The sequence below is a fragment of the Mesorhizobium marinum genome (assembly GCF_040813675.1).
Classification (GTDB): Bacteria; Pseudomonadota; Alphaproteobacteria; order Rhizobiales; family Rhizobiaceae; genus Mesorhizobium_K; species Mesorhizobium_K marinum.
Map to the genome: position 1 here is coordinate 67,537 of NZ_JBFOCI010000003.1, position 19,842 is coordinate 87,378.

At 64.1% G+C, this 19,842-nt stretch carries 16 protein-coding genes; 7 read left to right on the top strand and 9 right to left on the bottom strand.

Annotated elements, in window-relative coordinates; all coding sequences use genetic code 11:
• Positions 1-343: 343 nt before the first annotated feature.
• Together ABUE31_RS11230 and ABUE31_RS11235 are read right to left on the bottom strand one after the other, a co-directional pair.
• Positions 344-2,623 carry a DUF6165 family protein gene (locus ABUE31_RS11230; RefSeq protein WP_367723690.1) on the bottom strand — a complete coding sequence of 760 codons (2,280 nt, stop codon included), beginning with the start codon at positions 2,621-2,623 and terminating at the stop codon, positions 344-346.
• Between the two features lie 61 nt (positions 2,624-2,684).
• On the bottom strand, positions 2,685-3,809 hold the full coding sequence (locus tag ABUE31_RS11235) for a nucleotidyltransferase family protein (RefSeq protein WP_367723691.1): 1,125 nt from the start codon (positions 3,807-3,809) through the stop codon (positions 2,685-2,687).
• A gap of 466 nt (positions 3,810-4,275) precedes the next feature.
• Between ABUE31_RS11235 and ABUE31_RS11240 the strand changes: the two genes are divergently transcribed.
• From ABUE31_RS11240 to ABUE31_RS11255, 3 genes are all read left to right on the top strand, one after another.
• Entirely contained in the window at positions 4,276-5,841 is a 1,566-nt protein-coding gene (locus ABUE31_RS11240) for a winged helix-turn-helix domain-containing tetratricopeptide repeat protein (RefSeq protein WP_367723692.1), read from the top strand.
• An 874-nt stretch (positions 5,842-6,715) separates the two neighbouring features.
• Positions 6,716-7,384 carry a recombinase family protein gene (locus tag ABUE31_RS11250; protein WP_367723693.1) on the top strand — a complete coding sequence of 223 codons (669 nt, stop codon included), beginning with the start codon at positions 6,716-6,718 and terminating at the stop codon, positions 7,382-7,384.
• A gap of 2 nt (positions 7,385-7,386) precedes the next feature.
• Complete coding sequence (locus ABUE31_RS11255) at positions 7,387-8,562, top strand: tyrosine-type recombinase/integrase (RefSeq protein ID WP_367723694.1); 1,176 nt, start codon at positions 7,387-7,389, stop codon at positions 8,560-8,562.
• 130 nt (positions 8,563-8,692) lie between these two features.
• Here the strand turns inward: ABUE31_RS11255 and ABUE31_RS11260 are convergent, their stop codons facing one another.
• The 3 genes from ABUE31_RS11260 to ABUE31_RS11270 are packed head-to-tail and all read right to left on the bottom strand — an operon-like array spanning position 8,693 to position 10,424.
• Entirely contained in the window at positions 8,693-9,694 is a 1,002-nt protein-coding gene (locus tag ABUE31_RS11260; protein ID WP_367723695.1) for a serine kinase, read from the bottom strand.
• A complete protein-coding gene (locus tag ABUE31_RS11265) occupies positions 9,691-10,152 on the bottom strand; it encodes a lasso peptide biosynthesis B2 protein (protein ID WP_367723696.1) in 462 nt (153 codons plus the stop codon). Before ABUE31_RS11265 ends, ABUE31_RS11260 begins: the two co-directional genes overlap by 4 nt.
• Entirely contained in the window at positions 10,149-10,424 is a 276-nt protein-coding gene (locus tag ABUE31_RS11270; protein ID WP_367723698.1) for a PqqD family protein, read from the bottom strand. Before ABUE31_RS11270 ends, ABUE31_RS11265 begins: the two co-directional genes overlap by 4 nt.
• Positions 10,425-10,680: 256 nt before the next feature.
• Between ABUE31_RS11270 and ABUE31_RS11275 the strand changes: the two genes are divergently transcribed.
• Positions 10,681-11,706 carry a formyltransferase family protein gene (locus ABUE31_RS11275; protein ID WP_367723699.1) on the top strand — a complete coding sequence of 342 codons (1,026 nt, stop codon included), beginning with the start codon at positions 10,681-10,683 and terminating at the stop codon, positions 11,704-11,706.
• Here the strand turns inward: ABUE31_RS11275 and ABUE31_RS11280 are convergent.
• The 4 genes from ABUE31_RS11280 to ABUE31_RS11295 are packed head-to-tail and all read right to left on the bottom strand — an operon-like array spanning position 11,703 to position 16,063.
• Positions 11,703-12,980, bottom strand: a complete 1,278-nt coding sequence (locus ABUE31_RS11280; protein ID WP_367723700.1) for a nucleotide sugar dehydrogenase — start codon at positions 12,978-12,980, stop codon at positions 11,703-11,705. The genes ABUE31_RS11275 and ABUE31_RS11280 overlap by 4 nt on opposite strands.
• A gap of 1 nt (position 12,981) precedes the next feature.
• Positions 12,982-14,010 (bottom strand): NAD-dependent epimerase/dehydratase family protein, encoded by a 1,029-nt coding sequence (locus ABUE31_RS11285; RefSeq protein WP_367723701.1) that lies wholly within the window; start codon positions 14,008-14,010, stop codon positions 12,982-12,984.
• Positions 14,010-15,257 carry an FkbM family methyltransferase gene (locus tag ABUE31_RS11290; protein ID WP_367723702.1) on the bottom strand — a complete coding sequence of 416 codons (1,248 nt, stop codon included), beginning with the start codon at positions 15,255-15,257 and terminating at the stop codon, positions 14,010-14,012. Before ABUE31_RS11290 ends, ABUE31_RS11285 begins: the two co-directional genes overlap by 1 nt.
• Positions 15,254-16,063, bottom strand: a complete 810-nt coding sequence (locus ABUE31_RS11295) for a polysaccharide lyase family 20 protein (protein ID WP_367723703.1) — start codon at positions 16,061-16,063, stop codon at positions 15,254-15,256. Before ABUE31_RS11295 ends, ABUE31_RS11290 begins: the two co-directional genes overlap by 4 nt.
• 232 nt (positions 16,064-16,295) lie before the next feature.
• On the opposite strand from ABUE31_RS11295, the gene ABUE31_RS11300 reads away from it, so the two are divergent.
• From ABUE31_RS11300 to ABUE31_RS11310, 3 genes are read left to right on the top strand one after another with little or no spacing between them, the layout of a single operon-like run.
• The gene (locus tag ABUE31_RS11300) at positions 16,296-17,501 is read left to right on the top strand and encodes a glycosyltransferase family protein (protein WP_367723704.1); all 1,206 of its coding nucleotides are present in this window, start codon (positions 16,296-16,298) and stop codon (positions 17,499-17,501) included.
• On the top strand, positions 17,498-18,748 hold the full coding sequence (locus ABUE31_RS11305; RefSeq protein WP_367723705.1) for a glycosyltransferase: 1,251 nt from the start codon (positions 17,498-17,500) through the stop codon (positions 18,746-18,748). The genes ABUE31_RS11300 and ABUE31_RS11305 overlap by 4 nt, the downstream gene beginning before the upstream one ends.
• Positions 18,745-19,836, top strand: a complete 1,092-nt coding sequence (locus ABUE31_RS11310; protein ID WP_367723706.1) for a glycosyltransferase family 4 protein — start codon at positions 18,745-18,747, stop codon at positions 19,834-19,836. The genes ABUE31_RS11305 and ABUE31_RS11310 overlap by 4 nt, the downstream gene beginning before the upstream one ends.
• The last annotated feature ends 6 nt before the right edge of the window (positions 19,837-19,842 follow it).

Sequence of the window (19,842 nt, forward strand, 5' to 3'; positions counted from 1 at the left end):
CGGCGGCTACGCCGCCTGCCGTCGCCTTGATGCTTTCGGCGACCGGTTCGGCACGCGCCCAGGCAGGATCGGCGGGCACAACGACCACTACGGTCACGACGACCACAACGTTAGCGACAACGACAACGATCGCATTCACACCCACGCCTCCGTGAGGGTCAAGCTATGACTGACAGGAATGTGGACAAGGCCGATGCTGAGCGTCGATTGTTTCTTGAGAAAGCTGGGCGATTTGCCGTGGTTACACCGCCAGCCGTCGCCTTGATGTTGTCCGCAACCGGTTCCGCGCGGGCCCAAGCTGGATCAGCGGGCACCACCACCACTACGACGACGACATTGACAATCATTCCAACGCCGTCTGCGGACTAGCGGATTCGGCTGAGTATATCTTTTCTTCGACGATCGTGGAGCCTGTCGCTGCGTTTATTGCCCTTTTTATCGCGGCGCGCTCGTCGTTCAAACGATAGACGCTTCGGGCAAGTTCCACGAAACCGGCATCGAATAAGCCTTGGCGCTCGTAGCCTCGCAAATCATCCTCGACGCGCCATAGCGTCTCATTGACCGCTTTTAGCCGCTCTCTCAGTTCGTTCAGTCCGTGATCAAGAGGCTGAAGGGCCGAGATTGCCTGATTCAGGGCTGCAAGCTCGGTTTCAACGTTCTTCAATGTCTGCCCTGTCTTCGCGTGGCGCGCCTTGATTTCTAGTATTGTGGCCTTGTCCAAGCACTCGCCCCAAGACACAGGAACTCGCGCCACATGCGGGGTCGCGCCTTCCGGCTTGGTTCGCGGCCGCGCCTGTTCCGCCAGCCGAGCCTTCAGTTCGTTCGCCATTTCTTGAAATACCCCGTCCCAGTCCCCGCGTGTCTTCTGACGGAAGAGCCTGGCATTGGCGTACCACGACGTCTCTCGACCGGAGCGGCGCCACCGCCACTCTGGAGCCTCGTTGAGGGCGATCCAGACCTCCTTGCCAAGGCCGCCGGCCAGATGGGCCATCGACGTGTCGCAGGTGATGATGAGGTCCAGGTTGGTTATCGCCCCCGCGGCATCGACAAACCCGTCGTCGCCCGCGTCGAAATCGACGCCCAACGATTCCACCACCATCCCTGGGGGCAGCGTGTCGAGTTGCTCTTCACCCTTGCCGATTTGCAGGCTGATAAGGCGGACGCTAGGCAGTTGCGCGACAGGCATCAGTTGATGCAGCGGATAAGATCGCTCCGATTGCTGGCCGGCATAGACTGCTCCCTGCCAGGCGACGCCGACTCGAAATCCCTCCGAACCAATCACCTTCGACCAGCGTTCGATCACGTGCGCTTCAGCTGCCAGATACGGCGGGTGAGGTACGGGCCAGCCCTTTTCGTGAAAGCGCCACGGAAGGCTCGCGAGATGGCATTGGTAGTCGAAGCGGCGGTCGAGCGGAAACTCGCTTAGAAACTCTGCGGTTGCTGAAGTGGTTTTCAGCAAGTGCTCGAGTCGCTTGGGCCCGATATAGGTAATCGTGGCGCCTGAATGGCGCGAGAGCGGCTCCAAGTATCGGATAAAATGAAAGTAGTCGCCGTTGGCCTGTTCACCAAGGACGACAATGGATTTTCCCTCCAGGTCTTCACCGCACCAAGGCGCGGCGAGCAATTCCTTTCGGACGGTCGTGTCCTTGTCGTAGAACCGAAATTCGTAGAGCGGCCAGCCTTCGTCTAGGCGCCCCATTGAAAGGTACAAGGTTGCAAGCGTGAACTGAGCATTGCGCGACCACGGTTCGATCGTCAGCGCCTGCTTGCAGATTTCGATCGCCTCCTCCACGCGACCAAGGCCGGACAGGCATATTGCCAGGTTGCAGCGGGCGACGACCGAGGTTGGTTCGATCGCTATTAGGCGACGGTTGCAGGCGCTTGCCTCGGAATATCGACGCAGATCGAGCATCACGAAGCTCAACTCCGAGAGCACCCCAACGTCGTCCGGGTGCCGTTCGGCCAGCGCCGTCACGGTGGACACCGCTTCTGCTGCTCTCTTCAGATCGCGCAAAACACTGCTGAGCGCAACACCAGCGTCACGGTGATCCGGTCGACATTCCATCGCCCTGCGGAGAAACTCGATTGCTTCCTCGCTTCGCTTCAGTTCTGCCAGCGCCTTGCCGCATTGGAAAGCGGCGTCAGCCGAAAGGGGATCGGATTCCTGCGCCCTGTTCGCCTGCTGCAGGGCAGCCTCGAACCTTCCGGCGCCACGCAATGCCGCAGCCAAGCCGCAAAGGGCGGCGACGTCGTCCGGATCAGGCCCAAGCACGTCCTCAAAATACACACGAGCTTCGGGAAACCGCGATTTTTTTAGATGCGCCTCGCCCAGGCCAAGCTTTGCCGACCGGGGGTCGGCGCCAAACTGAAGCGCCCGCTCGAATGCTTGGACCGCGTCATCGTGCTTGCCCATCGCAGCGAGGACCGCTCCGAGTTCTGCAGCGGCGTCACCGTCGTTGCCGCGGGCTGCAAGTATGGCACGCCATACCTCGGCCGCCGCCGCGTTGTCGCCGCTGCGGCTGAGGCCCCACGCCTTTCGGCGCATGTCCATGTTGAGCGGGTCTACCGCCTCCGCGCCACCCGCGACAGCACTCGACGCTCCGGGTGGCATGGCGATCTTCATGGCGGTCTCCGGAAAGCAGTTGGCGGCAACGCTAGACACTGCTCTCGTCGCCCGCAAGACTTCACGCTCCCTTCAGAGAGCGAGCGAGCATGCTCCTGATACGGTCAATCCGGCGCCTGTTGACCTGGAGATGAGCGTAAAAGCCACGCTCATCTCCCAGGCCGAGAGCGTAGCTGTCGCGCTGCCAAGCGAGTGCCCGGCGAAGGACGCCCAGGCGACCCATTCCACCTTCCAGCGCCGGCCAGCGCCTCTGGAAAAGGCAGCGCGCGGCATGCCGACGCCCGCGGATGTCGTCGGCGAATACATCCGGAAGCGGAGCGCCCGTGAACTGCGATGCCTTGTGCAAAGCCCCGGAAAGCATCGGGAAGAAACCCCTTGCCCGAGCGGTATCCAAAAGCGCCTGCCAGTTGATCTCGTCGCTGTAATCAACGACCAACCGCGATACATCCAGACTATCGCGGAGACTTACGGTGCCGCCAAAATAGTCGCCATTGACGATTTCGGCGTGGATGACCGCATGGGTCAAGCGATGCGTCGGCGATGGAATGGCAAGGCCTCTGGCAACGGGTCGCCCATCCTCGAGTACCTCGACAGCTGGCAAAAGGCTTGTGCGCGTCGCGAGTTCGTAGTGGACTTCTACGTTGACCAAACCATTGGGAGTTGCCATCGGAGCCTCATGGATATGGCCCGGCTCGCGGATCAAATTCGGGACGTCACGATAGCCGCGTTCGCGCAATGCAATACGAACCGTATCAGCCCGCCTGCGATCGACGAGTAGATCAATATCGCGGACCATCCTGTCGGCGACGGCCGGCCCCGCGTCGTAAAACCAGGCTGCGCCCTTGAGAAGGACGCCTTGCACGCCAACAGCGGCGAGTGCGCTACCGATCTCATCGCATTGCCGGCGTATCTCGACGTTGCAGCGTGCATTCTCGGTATGAAGCATCTGCAGGTAGTCCCGAACATCGGCGGGTAGCGCATCGGCAATTCCCAGGTCCGAGAACGCCTGCGACAAGGCCGGTCCGACGAAATCCCCGTTGGCGCGCCTCACGGTTGCCATCCAATCAACGACAGCATCCGAGAGGTCGATCGCGGCAGTAGGGGTGCGCCGCACAAGGACGCTGGAAATAAGCGCCTCGCTAAGACGTTGCCTTGGAGTAGAGGTTGAAACGGACCTGATTGTCATCTCGCATCGGTACGGTACCACACAAGGGCCCCTTCGAGCACTGGCAGCCAGCGTCGATCAGAAACCAGGCATGCTAGCGCGCAATGGTGCAGACGTCGAAGCCGATCGAAACTTGATCCAGCCGTCAGGTTCAACCAAGCCGCGCTTGGNTACACAATGGCCCTTCGAGCACTGGCAGCCAGCGTCGATCAGAAACCAGGCATGCTAGCGCGCAATGGTGCAGACGTCGAAGCCGATCGAAACTTGATCCAGCCGTCAGGTTCAACCAAGCCGCGCTTGGTGCAGTTGGAGGATTTTGGACCTGCCGGGAGACTTCCGCCACGAGGCTGAGAATTAGCACGGCTAGGGCTGGCGCAATTTTTTCAAGCGCAGAATTTGCCACCTGAAGGTGTCGGGCAATCGTTTGATCAAACTGTGCCGACCACTGCTTGCAATGGGTGGAGAGCCTCGCGCAAAGACCTAGTGTATGCTGCGCGACGGGATCCGTCATTCGCAAAGGATCGTCATGGTCGGTTCGCCAACAACTGCTACCCTTGTCCTCAATGACAGGGTTGTCATCGACCTGGAAGGCGAGACGCTCCGTCTTGGCAACGGCGACGCAATCGCCCTTAGGCCGCAGGCCTTTGCCGTCCTTCTTCACCTCGTCCAGAACGCGAACAGGCTGGTCAGCAAGGCGGAGTTGCTTGAAGCTGTATGGGGTGGCACCGCCGTTACGGACGACAGCCTCGTCCAATGCATCCACGAGATCCGGCGAGCGCTCGGCGACGAACGGCATGCGGTCTTGGCCACGGTTTCGCGGCGGGGCTACCGTCTGCTGCTGGAGCGTGGTGACGAGAGTACACTCGGGGGCCCTTCGATCGCCGTTCTGCCGTTCGCCAGCATGGGCGGCGACGAACCTCATGATTACTTCGCCGATGGCCTGGTCGAGGACATTATTACCAACCTCTCGAAGATTCCGGGCTTGTTTGTCATCGCTCGCAATTCCTCTTTCTTCTTCAGGGGCGAGAAGGCTGATCCCCGCACAATCGCTGCTGAACTACGCGTTCGCTACCTGCTGCAAGGCAGCTTGCGGCAGTCTGGAGGAAGACTGAGGATCAATGCGCAGCTTATCGATGGCTCATCGGCCACTCATGTGTGGGCCGACAGGTTCGAGGGCGCAGCAACAGACGTGTTCGACCTTCAGGATCGGCTAACGGAGCAGATTGTCGGATCGATCGAACCGAGCGTCCGCCGTGCAGAAATCGAACGTGCGCGCCGCAAGCGCCCTGAAAGTCTGGACGCGTACGATCTGTATCTTCGAGCACTGCCGCACGCACATGCAAATTCGCCCGTCGAGACGGACAAGGCCTTGCAACTGCTGGCGCGCTCGATTGAGCTTCAACCGGACTATGTTGCTGCACATGGCTATGCTGCATGGTGTTACGAACAGCGCTACCTCCGAAATGGGTTGAATCCTACAGACAAAGCGGCCGCGCTCAAACACGCTGACATAGCATTGGGCATCAACAGCGACGACCCACAGGCGATGAGCATCGGCGCATTCGTCCGCGCGAACCTCACCCGTGACTACAACGCCTGCATCGAAGTGCTCGACCGGGCCATCGCATTGAACCACAATTCGGCCTTAGCCTTCGGCTTCAGCGCGTTGGTCAGTGCCCACAGCGAGCGGCACAAGCGGGCGGTCCAACATGCGCACAAGGCGCTGCGACTGAGCCCTCTCGACGATCCGCTGAGCTACCATCCTTACTGCGCCCTCGCGCTTACGTACCTCTTTGCCGGCACCTTCGCCGACGCGGCCAGATACGCCGCGCTGGCGGTCCGTGCCAACCCCGGCTTCAGCATCCCCTACGCCTATCTGGCCGCCAGCCACGTCGGCCTTGGCAATGTCGAAGCTGCTAACGCAGCGGCAAAAAGACTAATCGAGGTGGCGCCGAATTTCACGGTCGGCAGCTACGTGCGAACGAACCTGTTTCGGCCGGACTTGATGGAAGCCCTTGCAACTGCGTTGCGGACGGCAGGGGTCCCTGAATAGGCTCTGCTATCGTGGCTGAGCCGAACACGGGTAACGACGGCCCCACCCCGCTGTTTTCCAACTGCCTTCTCGACCATGTGCTCCGTCAGGCACATCGACCCATTAGGCCGCGATACAGATAACCTTCTGAAGCGCGACAATTGGTCGGAGGAAGATGCTGATCGGGGAAATTTCGCATTTTGATCGGAATCCGTTCGTTACATCCGGAAGGACCTCACTCACATTTGCTAGCGGACTTGCGATCTGCCGTCTCGGAAAACGAAAGATGAATCGCGCTTGCCGTTTCTCAGCTATCGTGGCGACGCTGTCTTGCTGGAATGACGCGGCCGCCCACGACAGCAAGTCAGGATGGACCTATCCACCCGCTTGTTGCCAAGGAGACAAGGAGCTAGGCGATTGCCAAGAAATTCCGAACGCCAGCGTGAGAGCCGCTCCTGACGGTTTCAGAGTGCTGCTTAATCCGGGCGACCATCACCTCGTCACAAAGCAACACTTGTTCCGAATTTCATATGGCGACGTCATTCCCTCCGGCGACAGCCATTTTCACATTTGCCTGCATCCAACAGAAGATTACGCGAACTGCTTCTTTGCCCCTCCCGACGGATTTTGATGCGCGTGGCATCGAACACGCCGCTTCGCCGCTCGTCGAGCGGAAGCTCCAGGCCACGAGGTGGTACGGAACTCTGACTTTGCCCTTACGACCGACCACATTGGGTCGGCTGCTGACCGGCAGCTAGTCCCGAATTCCTGTCCATACCGGACAGACCGGATACGGCCCCAAACCGGACATTTCTCGAAAAGCCTATAGACCAAGAAACGGCTATTGTAAGGATTTTAAACAGGCATATAATGTCCTTACAAACGAGGTAAGGACATGTCCGAAGCCATTGCTTACATCCGCGTCTCTACTGCCCAGCAAGGCAAGTCTGGGCTTGGTTTGGAGGCTCAGCGGGCAGCTATAGCAAAATTCGCCGCGTCTGAGGGTATCGACCTGATCGCGGAGTTTCAGGAGATCGAAACCGGAAAAGGCTCGGACGCCCTCAATAAACGCCCGCAACTAGCGGCGGCGCTATCACTGGCAAAGCGCAAAGGCTGTGCGGTGGTGGTTGCGAAGCTCGACCGGCTTTCTCGTGATGTGGCTTTCATATCATCTCTAATGGCGAAAAAGACTCCCTTCGTTGTGGCGGAGCTCGGCGCGGACGTCTCTCCATTCATGCTGCATATCTATGCAGCCGTCGCAGAACAGGAACGAGCGATGATCTCTCAGCGGACAAAAGAAGCCTTGGCAGCCGTCAGGGCTCGGGGAGTCAAGCTAGGCAACCCTAACATCGGTCCAGCGCAGAAAGTGGCTGCTGTACGGCGCTCGGAGATCGCTGACGATTTTGCGGCCAACGTGCTCCCCATCATTCGCGAAATCCAGTCTGCTGGCCTTTCGATGCGGAAGATCGCTGCTGCACTCAACGCACGTGGCATTCCTACAGCACGAGGCGGCACTTGGGCCGCAACACAAGTTAGCGACATCTTGAAGCGAGCTGGAGAATAGAAATGTCGATCCGCAAACGCAGATGGATCAACGGAAGCGGCAACGAAAAAGAGGCTTGGGTTGTCGATTATGTCGACGCCAAAGGAAAGCGAAGACTGAAAACTTTCGGTCGTAAGAAGGATGCCGATGCGTTCCGTGATCAAGCAGGCGTCGAGATCAGGCAAGGTATTCACGTGGCGGATAGCCAAAGCGTAAAGCTTTCGGTCGCGGGCGAATTGTGGATCAGAGGCACAGAGGAAGATGGACTCGAGCGCGCCAGCGTCGCGGCCTATCGGTCGCATCTGGACCTGCACATGAAACCATTCCTCGGCAACGAGCGGCTTTCTGACCTGAACGTCCCTGCCCTGAGAAGCTTTGAGGATATGCTGCGCGACAATGGTAGATCGCCGGCAATGGTGCGGCGCGTCATGGTGAGCCTCGGAACGCTCCTAGCCGATGCTCAGGAGCGCGGTCTTGTAACGCGCAATGTAGTGCGGGATTTGAGAGGTCGCCGCCGCCGTGGAGAACGCCTGGATAAACGCCACAAAGGCAAACTAAAGGTTGGCGTGGACATTCCGACTCGGGACGAAATAAGAGCTATTGTGCAAGCCGCAGCGGGGCGGTGGCGACCCTTGCTACTCACAGCCATATTTACCGGTCTCCGCGCGTCTGAATTGCGGGGCCTTCGGTGGGAAGATGTGGACCTCGACAGGCGGGACTTGAGTGTCCGTCAACGTGCCGACCGGTTCAACGCCATTGGCAAGCCAAAGTCAGTTTCCGGAGAGCGTTCGGTTCCACTGCCTCCAATGATCGTCAACACGCTCCGCGAATGGAAACTGCGTTGCCCCCGCGGGCAACTCGATCTCGTTTTTCCAAACGGCAGTGGTAACATCGAGGGTCTAAGCAACATCATTCGTCGCGGTCTAATCCCGACACAGATCGCAGCCGGTGTAACAACTGTCGGCGCTGACGGGAATAAAGCCGCAAAATATACGGGCATGCACGCCCTACGGCACTTCTACGCTTCGTGGTCCATCAACCGGCAGCAGGACGGCGGCTTGGGGCTTCCTCCAAAGATGGTCCAGGAGCGCATGGGCCACTCGACTATTGTGTTAACGATGGATCGCTATGGCCACCTGTTCCCTCGCGGTGATGACGCGGAAGAAATGGCGGCTGCGGAACGCGCACTACTGAGCTGATGCGACACACACGCGACATGAGCAGAAATAGCTGAACCTTTTCAAACGTCACTCACGGTTTTGTAAACCGAAGGTCGGCGGTTCAATCCCGTCCGGGGGCACCAGAAATTCCGATATCGTCGATTTCAGGCTACGGGCCAGACGCAGCTTTTGCACGGCCGAGCGCCTCGACGATCGCGGAGGCGGCCGAACGCGGCTCCGAGCCGACCGTCAGCCTGTAGGTCGGCACGGTCGAGGCCAATCCAGCCAGGCAGGCGAAGCGGCGACGATGCGAGGCCAGCAGGCCCGCCCTGCCCGTCCTCACATTGTCGGCGGCGAGCGAAACCAGCGTATCGGTCTGGCTCATCGGATCGGCCCGGCTTCCGGCGGTCTCGCCGCGCTCCAGCATGAAGATGCCGGCGATCGGCCGACGCTCGGCCTTCTCGATCCTGACGCGATCGGAAAGCGCGGCGCGCGTGAGCGCCTGCTCGTCCTCGTCGTTCCATTTGTCGCCGAGATACTGGTGCAGCCAGGGCATCATCGCCGCCGTGTTGCGATGCACCTTGAGGTCGCGCGGCAGGCCCCAGCCCGTCGCCCGACCGTCTTCGAGGCGGATCACCATCGTGTCGTCAGCGCAGAGGCCGAAGCCGCGATCGGCAAGGGCCAGCGACGTGGTCGACTTGCCGGTGCCGCTCGGCGCGAAGACCAGGACCTGTTCGTCGCGGCCCGGAAGCGTCAGGCCCGCGGCATGGAGCATGAACTGGCCGGACTCGTCGATAGCCGCGTCGAGCGCCAGCACGCCGGCCGTGGCGCCCGCCCGCGCGACATCGTTTTCGGCGACGACGATCTCGGCCGCCTTGCGGTGCGGATCGACGACCAGCGACACGCGGTCGGGAAACAGCAGGTGCAGGCGGTCGCCGTCGGACACGTAGGTGCAGTCGCCCTCCCAGAAGACCGGCCCTTCATAGACGAGCACGGCCGAGGCCGGGATCGGCGCCGGCGCCCCGCGCCTCACCGAAAGCGTAAATGCCGGGTTTCGCGCCGGCTCGACATCCATTCCCCGCATCAGGACGGCGAAAGCGTCGACCAGCGCCTGCTCTTCGGCCTCGACGTTGAGCGTCGATCCGATCAGGTCGAATCCACGAACGATCAATGGACCGCTCCGCCGCTTTCCGGCCCGGACTGCGGGGGGCGGTGTATGAAGATTGTCACCTGGTCGCCCTGCCGGTCGCCGACCACCGGCCTGCCGTCCAGGCAGACCCAGCAATGCGCGGAGATCCTGTCGGAGGCAATCGAGTCGGGATCGACCGCGAAATGCAGTTCGGGGTCATATCCGGCCCTGCGCAGGAATTCGAAGCCGAGAAGGCCCTCGCGCAGGCAGCGCCGGTCGCGCATCAGCCAGGGGCGGCGCACGGCCTTGCGCACCCGCCGCGAAACATAGTCGACCGGCAACCCTGCATAGTCGACCCGTCCGCCGGGCGTCGCCATCGCCAGGATCTGCTCGAACGACTTGCCGGCGACGCGCCAGGGCAACGATTTCGCGGCGAGCCAGAGGTCGATGCGAAACCGGCAGGCAGTCAAGCGGTTGGCGGGCCGTGCAGAAGCTGTCATGTGCCGCTGACGATCACACCTTCGTTCTTCAGATTGGCAGCTAGTTCGGCGAGATCGGCCTCAAGCACGTCGCGTTCGACCTCATACTCGTCGGCCATCAGGTCGACGATCTCGGCGAGCGTGCGCTTGCCGTCGACATGGCGCAGGAACGCCTGCGAGGTGTCGTTGCACGAGTAGAGCTGGCCGCTGTCGGCCAGGAGCACCACGGCGCCGTCTCCCACCGACTGGAACGACGCCACAGGCGAAAGCGTCAACACTTCATCGAGCGACATCAGGACCATCCTCAGGCAGGCGACGTGCCCTCGTGGCGTCTATTTTCGTAGGCCCGAGCGTCGGCGGGCCCTGTCAAGATCAATCCACCACCCCTGACGGCAGCGGCTTGGCTGCGACCGCCGAGATAAGCTCGCGCTTGACAAGCGCCGGTGTCACATATTGCTTCTTCACGCTAGATCTCCCCGCTTTCCCTAACGCTCCCCCTATAATCTCCAAGGGGCGTCGCGGTCAAACCCATAGAGGAATGCCAGATCCTTGGCGGACGAACGCCCAACTGCCTTCACAGCGGTGTTTTTCCTGCACCTCTCGGCAACCACCCTCGCGACGATGCAGGCCTGGCTCGACGCCGGTCACCGTATCAGCGCCGTCGTCGCATACCGGCAGGGGCGCCCCAGCCCGCTGACGTCGCCCCGGAAATGGGTCACCTTCCAATGGCGCATCGTCAGGATGCTTCGTCGCCACCGCATTCCGCTGGTCGAGCCTGAAAGCCCCCTCGACTGGGACCGGCTGCGCGCCGACCTTGAGGCAGGCAAGCCCGACGTGGCGATCACCTACGGCTTCATGCGGCTCGTGCCACAAAGTGTCACGTCGCTCTTCCCGCTCGGCGCGCTCAACTTCCATCCGGCACTCCTGCCCTACTATCGCGGCCCGAAGCCGTTCCACTGGCTGGCGCTCGACAATGCCTGGCGGCGCCACGGCGGCGTCACGCTGCACGAGATGACCGGCGGCTTCGACGAAGGGCCGATCGTTGCCCAGGCGGCGATGGCGGACGCCGGCAGGGTCGGCGACGCCTCCGGCTTCCTCCACGACGCGATGGTGCGCATGGTGACGGAAGTCGTCCCGCGCTATTGCTCGGGCGCGCTGCGCGGATGGCCCCAGCCGCCGGGCAGCTATCCCTATGCCCGCATGGACGCCCCTCGGCCCGTCGTCCAACCGCACTGGACGCGGGCGCAACTCGCATCGATGTGCAGCGTGTTCCGCAAGCGGCCGGGCGTGACGATCGAGGTCTCGGGAAAGCGCGTTCGCCTGCTGGCGGAGGCGCGAAGCCTGGGGCGGCCAACAGGCGCGCGCCCATCGGCGCGCCTGGCAACGGTCGAATTCGACCTCGCGGACGGGCGCGTGGCCTACTGGCGGCATACGCCGCTCACCAAGTTCCTCAACGAGGCTGTCTGGCGCGGCGGGAGCGCGGATCCCCCGGGACAAGCGACGCCGATCCGGCTCGGGCCGTTCGACAGACAGGATGAGGCGCACGAGGCGACCGCCGGTGGTTCCGGCTCCTAGAGCCGGCCGTCGGTCTCGTCCTTGGCGAAGATGCCCTTGACGTCGTAGAGCACGGCGTTCTCCTTGCCCAGCGCACGAATTCCAGTTGCGCCGCCCGCGACGAACTCGCGATGGCCGACGGCCACCACCACGGCGTCGTAGACGCCGGCTCCCGGCAGCGCGGCCAGGCAGTCGAGCCCGGTCTCTTCCCGGCAGGCGCCGGCCGATATCCAGGGATCCCAGATATCGACGGCGGCATTGAACTGCTGCAGCTCCTTCACGATGTCGATCGCCTTGGAATTGCGGATGTCCGGGCAGTTCTCCTTGAACGCCAGCCCCATCACGAGGATGCGGCTGCCGACGACCGGAAAGCCCCGCTTCATCATCAGTCTCGCGACCCGGTCGGCCACATAGCGGCCCATGCCGTCGTTGATGCGCCGCCCGGCGAGGATGACTTCGGGATGATAGCCCGCCTCCTGCGCCTTGTGCGTCAGGTAGTAGGGATCGACGCCGATGCAGTGGCCGCCGACCAGGCCCGGCCTGAACGGCAGGAAGTTCCATTTTGTCTGCGCGGCCGCCAACACCTCCAGCGTGTCGATGCCGAGCCGGTTGAAGATGATGGCCAGTTCGTTCATCAGCGCGATGTTGAGATCGCGCTGCGTGTTCTCGATGACCTTGGCGGCCTCGGCGACCTCGATGGAACCCGCCTTGTACGTGCCGGCGGTGACGATCGAGCCGTAGAGCGCGTCGATCGCGGCGGCGGCTTCCGGGGTCGATCCGCTGGTGACCTTGACGATGTTGGTCAACCGGTGCTGCCGGTCGCCGGGATTGGCGCGCTCGGGGCTGTAGCCGACGTAAAAACCCTCGTTCAGCTTCAGGCCGGAGAGCTCCTCGAGGATCGGTACGCAGATCTCGCGCGTACAGCCGGGGTAGACCGTCGATTCGTAGATGACGACGCCGCCCTGCGCGAGCGCCCTGCCGACCGTCTCGGTGGCGCGGATCAGAGGCGCCAGGTCGGGACGGTTCGCCGAGTCGATCGGGGTCGGAACCGTCACGATGAAGATGCCGCATTGCCTGAGCGCGTCGGGATCGTCGGTGAATTCCAGCCGGCTGGCGCGCTTCAGTTCCTCGGGATCGGCCTCGAGCGTGGAGTCGCGCCCGTCCAGAAGTTCGTCGATGCGGCTGCGCCGGATGTCGAAGCCGACCACCGGCCGCGTCTTGCCGAACTCCAGCGCCAGCGGCAGCCCGACATAGCCGAGGCCGATGACAGCGATCGTCTTGCCGTCGAGGTCCATCTCAGCGCGCCGGCCCCGCCGAAGGATGCATCTCAGCCACGTACCAGTCGACGAAGCGCGTCATGCCCGCTCGGATGTCCGTCTCCGGCTGGTATCCGGTCAGCGCCTCGAGAAGCGCCGCCGACCCGGAGGTGCGCATGACGTCGCCGGCCTGCATCGGCAAGAGGTTCAGCCGCGCCTTCTTGCCGAGAATCTCTTCGATCGTCTCGATGTAGCGGATCAGGCCGACGGTGCGGCCGCCGGCTATGTTGACTTCGCGATAGGGCGCGATCGCCGACAGCGTGTCGACCACGCCTTCCGCGTCGACCGGCCGGCCGATCTCGGGAATGCAGCCGGCCAGCCGCGTCACCGCCTCGACCAGGTCGCCGACATAGGTGAAATCGCGCTCGTGCACGCCATTGCCGAAGACGTCGATCGGTTCGTCGTCGAGGATCGCCTTGACGAACTTGAAGAGCGACATGTCGGGGCGACCATAGGGGCCGTAGACGGTGAAGAAGCGGCACACCGTGGTGGGAATGCCGAACAGGTGCGCATAGGAATGCGCCATCACCTCGCCCGACTTCTTGGTCGCCGCATAGAGCGATACCGGTCGGTCGGTCGTGTCGGTCTCGACGAATTCGGGCTTGTCCGACATGCCGTAGACCGAACTGGTCGAGCCGAACAGAAAATGCTTTGGCTTCACCTCGCGGCAGAGCTCGAGCACGTTGACCATGCCGACGAGGTTTGCGCTGGCGTAGGCGTGCGGCTGTTCCAGGCTGTAGCGGACGCCGGCCTGTCCGGCCAGGTGGACGATGATGTCGGCCTTGGCGGCCTCGGCTGCTGCCCGCAGCGACGGCGCGTCCTCCAGCATCGCCTCGACGGCGACGAAGGCCGGATACGTGCCGAGGATTTCGTGTCGCCGCCGCTTCAGGCTGACATCGTAATAGGGCGTCATGCCGTCGAAGCCGACTACCGAGTGCCCGTCGTCGAGCAGGCGCCGCGCAAGGTGAAATCCGATGAACCCGGCCGTCCCCGTGATCAGGAAGCGCATCACCGGCCCGCCTCCGGCGCGAGCAGGTAGTTGGCGTGGCCCTTGTCCGGGAAGATGCGTACGACGTCGTAGCGCGCGCCGTCGAGCCAAGCCGTCAGGGCCGGCGTGTTGTCGTTCGCCACCTCGATGAAGATCAGCGGCCTTGAGCGCTCGATCAGTTGCCGTGAGCCTGCCAGCACGCTCATCTCCATTCCCTCGACGTCGATTTTGAGCAAATCCACGCGATCCGATACCATCGAATCGAGCGTGGCAACACCGATTTCGCCTTCCGGATCCGGCGCCAGCCCGGTCGCTCCGAGCCCCCCCTTCTCCGAGCGGACAAACCTCGCCCGCCCGGCAACGTCCGAGATGCCGATCCCAAGTCGAGAGAGGTCGACATTGGAAAGACCGTTGCGCTCGACGCCGGCGCGCAGGGCGGCGATCGCCGCGGGCATGGGCTCCAGCACGAGCACCGACTCAGCCTTCATGGGGCCGGCAAAAAAGATCGCGTGGTTGCCGGTGTTGGCGCCGACGTCGACGACGCGCGCTCCGGGCCTGACCATCTTGCGCAGTTCCTCGAGTTCCATCGCCTCGAAGAACCGGCCCCGCGATTGCTCGCGCTCGATGCCCGCGTTCATGCCGGTATAGGGCAGTTCGTAGACCACGTCACCGTGCACGACAGGCAGGAAAACCGGGTGTCGCGCAAGACGTTTCAGCACCTGCATCCGGCCAGAGGCGTCCAGGGGCCGCGGCTCCGAGTCGAGATCGAGCAGTGGCTGCGCCGATTTCAGGCAGCGGGCCCTATCCCAGAGGTCGAACAGGTAGTCGAGCCTCGGATGCGTGCCTGCGCGGACGTCAATCCGCCCGATCGTGTGCGCCGCGACCTCCGTTCGCACCAGATGGGCGTCCGGCATCCACCAGTTCAGCAGGGCGTGCGGCAGCCTGTCGGGCGTATCGAAGGCGAGCCTGGTCAGCTTCGCCACGGCTTGCGGGCTCCCGCGCACATGGGCCGAACCGAAGATCGCGTCGTAGCGCCTGAGACCCGGGGCAACCAGTTCGAACGCGTCGTCGCGCAACGCCTCGCCCGGCCCCAGCAGAACCATCCAGTCCGCCCCGGCCCGCTCGGCCATCTCGACCGCCGCCTTGCCCGCCTGCGGGCCGACCGCATCGTGCGCCAGGGACAGGCGAAGGACGGCGTCGAACGCGCCGGCCCTCGGCAGCGCCGGGGCCTCCGCGCCCGGCATCGACACGACGGCGACGCTGCTCATGCGTGCTCCGCCGGCCCGTGGACGATGCTCGGATCGACCGCCGCAAAACTGTCGGAGCGGCTGTAGTTGTCGTGATAGGCGACCAGCGGTCCATCGATCTCGTCGCTCGCATAGACGCCGAGCTTGAAGTACGGGCCCTTGATCTCGTTGCGGTAGCCGAGCGGCCCCTCGAACCGGAACATCGGCTCGCCGCCGAGATAGGCGTCGATGCGCGAATCGCCCGTGCGCGACCAGTGGATGCGGAACACGAAATCCATCCAGGTATCGTGCGGTATGTCGGCGATCTCGTGGAAGACGTAGCGTATCTCCGGATCCTGGGACGCCATCTCGTCAAATGCCCCGGTGAAGCGCAGCGTCCCGTCGAGATAGCGCATCGCGAGCGGCGGCTTGCCGGCGGGGTCGCCCAGTTCGGCCTGGTCATGCCATTGCGCGAGCACCACGCCGACCCCTTTCGGCGGCGCGAAATGCGCTGGCAGGTAGGTCGAGAAGCCGTACCAGGTGTCTGCCTCGAACGGCGCGTTGTACCAGTCGCGCAGTTCCGCCCGCAGCCCCTGCGAGACGCGGTCGCCCGGCCTGATCTCGAAACGGCAGGCCTTGGACCCGGTCCGCACGACCTCGCCCTGCACGACCGCCGAATAGTCCCTGGCGAGACGCCTGACGCTCCAGCCGGTCAGGTCGCCGGTCTCGAAGTCCAGCCTTACGCTGCTGCCGCCACGCGGATCGGATTCGAGGGCTCGCACGATATCCTCGTGCTCCTCGGGAGTCCGCCCCGATGCAGCGATGCGTTGGGCATCGGCTCTGACCATGCTTGCCTGCCTTCTGGATCGTATGTAGGGTTCCGAAGCCGGCCCTGTGCGGACCCGCCTCGGTCATTTAAGGCCTTGGCGGCAATAGTGAAAGGCCCTCTGCCGCCCGCGAAGTTGCAGGCGCGTTTGCCCGAAGCTATTCACAAAGCGATGGCTGGCGTCTAATGGTACCGTTACCCTGGGGGGAACGGATTTCCATTGCACGGCCAGTTGATACGAGCGGAACCAATGCATGCGTGACGGAGTCCAGCAGGCCAACCGTGCGCCGCACATCCTGCTCTACAGTCACGACACGTTCGGGCTCGGGCATCTGCGGCGTTCGCGCGCCATCGCGGAGGCGCTTGTCTCCTCGATCGAGGGCTCCTCGGCGCTCATCCTGACCGGATCGCCGGTCGCCGGCCGCTTCACCTTTCCGCCCGGCGTCGACCACATCCGCATGCCCGGCATCGTCAAGACCGTCGACGCCGAGTACATCTCCGAGTCGCTCAACCTTGACATCGAGCAGACGACGGCGCTGCGCGCCTCGGTTATCCTGGCGGCCGCGGTCACGTTCAATCCGGATCTCGTCATCGTGGACAAGGAGCCGGGCGGATTTCGCGGCGAACTGGTCACCACGCTCGAGATCCTGAAGGAGATGGGGCGGGCCAAGATCGTCCTCGGCATCCGCGACATCCTCGATTCGCCCGAAGCGCTCAGCCACGAGTGGGAGCGCAAGGGCGCGCTGGAGATCGCCGACAAGTTCTACGACCAGTTCTGGGTCTACGGCGACCAGAGCGTCTACAACCCGCTCCAGAGCCTCGACATCTCGGAGGACTTCAAGCGCCGCCTGCACTACACGGGCTACCTGCGCCGCGTCGTCCCGCACGAGACCCCGGCGGCGCTGCCGGACAAGCCCTACGTGCTGGTCACGCCGGGCGGCGGCGGCGACGGCGAGGCCCTCGTCGACTGGACCCTGCGCGCCTACGAGAACGATCCGACCCTGCAGCCCGACGCCCTGATCGTCTACGGCCCGTTCCTGAACGGCGAGCGCCGCATGGCCTTCGACCAGCGCGTCGCTGCGCTCGAACCGCGCGTCAGCGCCGTCGGCTTCGATTCGCGCATCGAAGGCCTGATGCAGAACGCCATCGGCGTGGTCGCCATGGGTGGCTACAACACCTTCTGCGAGATCCTGTCCTTCGACTGCCGCGCGGTGATCGCGCCGCGCACCGTGCCGCGCATGGAGCAGCATATCCGCGCGTCCGTCGCCGAGCGGCTCGGCCTCATCCGCATGCTCGACCGCGAGCGCGACGGAAGCGGCCCCGAAGTGATGGCCCGGGCCATCCGCGAGCTTCCCATGCAAAGCCCGCCCTCCGGCAAGGCCCCCCCGGGTTTCATGGACGGCCTCGAGAAGATCATCACGCTGACCAAGTCGCTGATCAGCGCGCCCGCCGAAGCATGACCGAACGGACATCGTCGGCGGGGCGGCTGGCCATCGTTCTCAAGGGCTGGCCACGGCTCTCCGAGACTTTCATCGCGCAGGAACTCGTGGCGCTCGAAGCGCAAGGCCTCGAATTCGAGGTCTGGTCCATGCGCCACCCAACCGACAAGAAGCGGCACGCGCTGCACGACGCGCTGAAGGCACGGGTCCGCTACCTGCCGGAATATCTCTACCAGGAGCCTTCGCGGGTGCTGAAGGGCCTCGGTCATGCGATGCGGCTGCCCGGCTTCGGCAGGGCGCTGCGGCTGTGGCTCTCCCACCTGCTGCGCGACCCGACGCCGAACCGCGTGCGACGTTTCGGCCAGGCCGCCGTGCTGGCCCGCGAGGCCGCGCCCGACCTTGCGTTCGTCTACGCCCATTTCCTGCACACTCCGTCGTCGGTCGCCCTCTATGCGAGCATGATGCGCGGCGTCGGCTGGGGGTTCTCGGCGCACGCCAAGGACATATGGAAGTCGCCGGAATGGGAGAAACGCGACAAGCTTGCACGCGCCACCTTCGGCGTCACGTGCACCAGCCTCGGCGCGGAACATTTGCGCGACCTGTCCGTCGATCCCGCCCGCCTCTCGCTCGTCTATCACGGGCTCGACCTGACCCGCTTCCCGCCCCCGCCCCCGCCGCGTCCCCGCCGCGACGGGACCGGCGAACCGGTGACGGTGGTGTCCGTCGGCCGCCTGGTGGAGAAAAAGGGCTACGACCTGCTGCTCGAGGCGCTCGCCATGCTGCCCGAGACGACCAGCTGGCGTTTCGTCCATATCGGCGGAGGCGACCTCTCGCAGACGCTGAAGGACAAGGCGTCGAAACTCGGCATTGCGGACCGCATCGAATGGCGCGGCGCACGCGACCAGGGCGAGGTCATCGCGGCGCTGCGCGAGGCCGACCTCTTCGTGTTGCCCTCGCGTATCGCCAGCGACGGCGACCGCGACGGGCTGCCGAACGTGCTGATGGAAGCCGCCAGCCAGGAACTGCCTATCCTCTCGACCAGCGTTTCCTCCATTCCCGAGTTCATCGAGAACGGCAGGCAGGGCGTGCTGGTCGCCCCGGAGGCCGACGCGCTGGCGGCCGCGCTCGCTGGCCTGATCGCCGATCCCGAACGCCGCGCCGAGATGGCGACGGCCGCCCGCCTGCGGCTGGTCGAGCGTTTCGGCATGGATGCCGGCATCGGCCTGCTTGTTGGCAGGCTGCGCGACGCGCTGGCAGCCACCCGATGAGCGTCGTCGCCTTCTACGCGCCGATGAAGCCGCCGGACGATCCGGTTCCCTCAGGCGACCGGACCATGGCCCGGGCGCTGGTGGCGGCACTCGATACCGCTGGGCTCGGCGAGGTCCGGCTGGTCAGCACGCTGCGCAGCCGCGACGGCGCGGGCGAGGCGTCGGCGCAGGACCGCATCTTCGAGGCGGCCGAAATCGAGATCGAACGGCTTTCTTCGGGTCCCCGCCCCGACCTGTGGGTGACCTATCACAGCTACTACAAGGCGCCAGACCTTCTGGGGCCGCGCCTGGCGCGGCTCTGGGGCATCCCCTATGCCATCGTCGAAGGCACCCGGGCGTCGAGCCGCCTACGGGGGCCCTACGCGCGCTTCGCCAAGGCCGCGGAAGAGGCCTGCGACAGCGCCGACGTCATCTTCTACCTCACGGAATACGACCGCGAGGCGCTGGAACGCGACCGCGTACGCGACCAGCGGCTGGCCAGGCTGCGGCCCTTCCTGGCGGCGGAGACGCTGCCCGCCCTGCCCGAGCGCGCGCATTCCGACACTATTCGGTTACTTGCCTGTGCGATGTTCCGCGCCGGGGACAAGCTGGCGAGCTACCGGGCATTGGCCGAGGCGCTGGCGCATGTAGGATCGCCGGACTGGTCGCTGCGCATCGTCGGCGACGGGCCGGCACGGGCGGAGGTTGAAGCGCTGTTCGAACGCTTCGCAGGCAAGGTGCGCTTCCTGGGCGCGCTTGACCAGGATGGCGTGGCCGCGGAGTTCCGCGGCGGCGACCTGCTCGTCTGGCCGGGCGTCGGCGAGGCGTTCGGCATGGTCTACATCGAGGCGCAGGCGCAGGGCTGTCCGGTTCTCGCCGAAGACCGGCAGGGCGTGCGCGACGTTGTTGGCGACGGCGGCTGGCTGGTTCCCCCCGGAGACCGGCTTGCCTACGCAAGCGCCATCGACGCGCTCGCCGCCGATCCGGACAGGCGGGCCGCGACAGGGATTGCCGGGCGCAGGCGGATTGCCGCCAATCACCTTCTTCCCGCGGCCCGCGCCACCCTTCGTGGCGCGCTGGCGCCGCTCATCGGGGGACGACCCAGCTGATTGCCG

Excerpts from the sequence above, each read along its gene's own strand:
- ABUE31_RS11290 (WP_367723702.1), bottom strand. The coding sequence starts at position 15,257 with ATGAGCAGCGTCGCCGTCGTGTCGATGCCGGGCGCGGAGGCCCCGGCG.
- ABUE31_RS11280 (WP_367723700.1), bottom strand. The coding sequence starts at position 12,980 with ATGGACCTCGACGGCAAGACGATCGCTGTCATCGGCCTCGGCTATGTC.
- ABUE31_RS11305 (WP_367723705.1), top strand. The coding sequence starts at position 17,498 with ATGACCGAACGGACATCGTCGGCGGGGCGGCTGGCCATCGTTCTCAAG.
- ABUE31_RS11300 (WP_367723704.1), top strand. The coding sequence starts at position 16,296 with ATGCGTGACGGAGTCCAGCAGGCCAACCGTGCGCCGCACATCCTGCTC.
- ABUE31_RS11230 (WP_367723690.1), bottom strand. The coding sequence starts at position 2,623 with ATGAAGATCGCCATGCCACCCGGAGCGTCGAGTGCTGTCGCGGGTGGC.
- ABUE31_RS11255 (WP_367723694.1), top strand. The coding sequence starts at position 7,387 with ATGTCGATCCGCAAACGCAGATGGATCAACGGAAGCGGCAACGAAAAA.
- ABUE31_RS11295 (WP_367723703.1), bottom strand. The coding sequence starts at position 16,063 with ATGGTCAGAGCCGATGCCCAACGCATCGCTGCATCGGGGCGGACTCCC.
- ABUE31_RS11310 (WP_367723706.1), top strand. The coding sequence starts at position 18,745 with ATGAGCGTCGTCGCCTTCTACGCGCCGATGAAGCCGCCGGACGATCCG.
- ABUE31_RS11235 (WP_367723691.1), bottom strand. The coding sequence starts at position 3,809 with ATGACAATCAGGTCCGTTTCAACCTCTACTCCAAGGCAACGTCTTAGC.
- ABUE31_RS11250 (WP_367723693.1), top strand. The coding sequence starts at position 6,716 with ATGTCCGAAGCCATTGCTTACATCCGCGTCTCTACTGCCCAGCAAGGC.
- ABUE31_RS11285 (WP_367723701.1), bottom strand. The coding sequence starts at position 14,010 with ATGCGCTTCCTGATCACGGGGACGGCCGGGTTCATCGGATTTCACCTT.
- ABUE31_RS11240 (WP_367723692.1), top strand. The coding sequence starts at position 4,276 with ATGCTGCGCGACGGGATCCGTCATTCGCAAAGGATCGTCATGGTCGGT.
- ABUE31_RS11270 (WP_367723698.1), bottom strand. The coding sequence starts at position 10,424 with ATGTCGCTCGATGAAGTGTTGACGCTTTCGCCTGTGGCGTCGTTCCAG.
- ABUE31_RS11265 (WP_367723696.1), bottom strand. The coding sequence starts at position 10,152 with ATGACAGCTTCTGCACGGCCCGCCAACCGCTTGACTGCCTGCCGGTTT.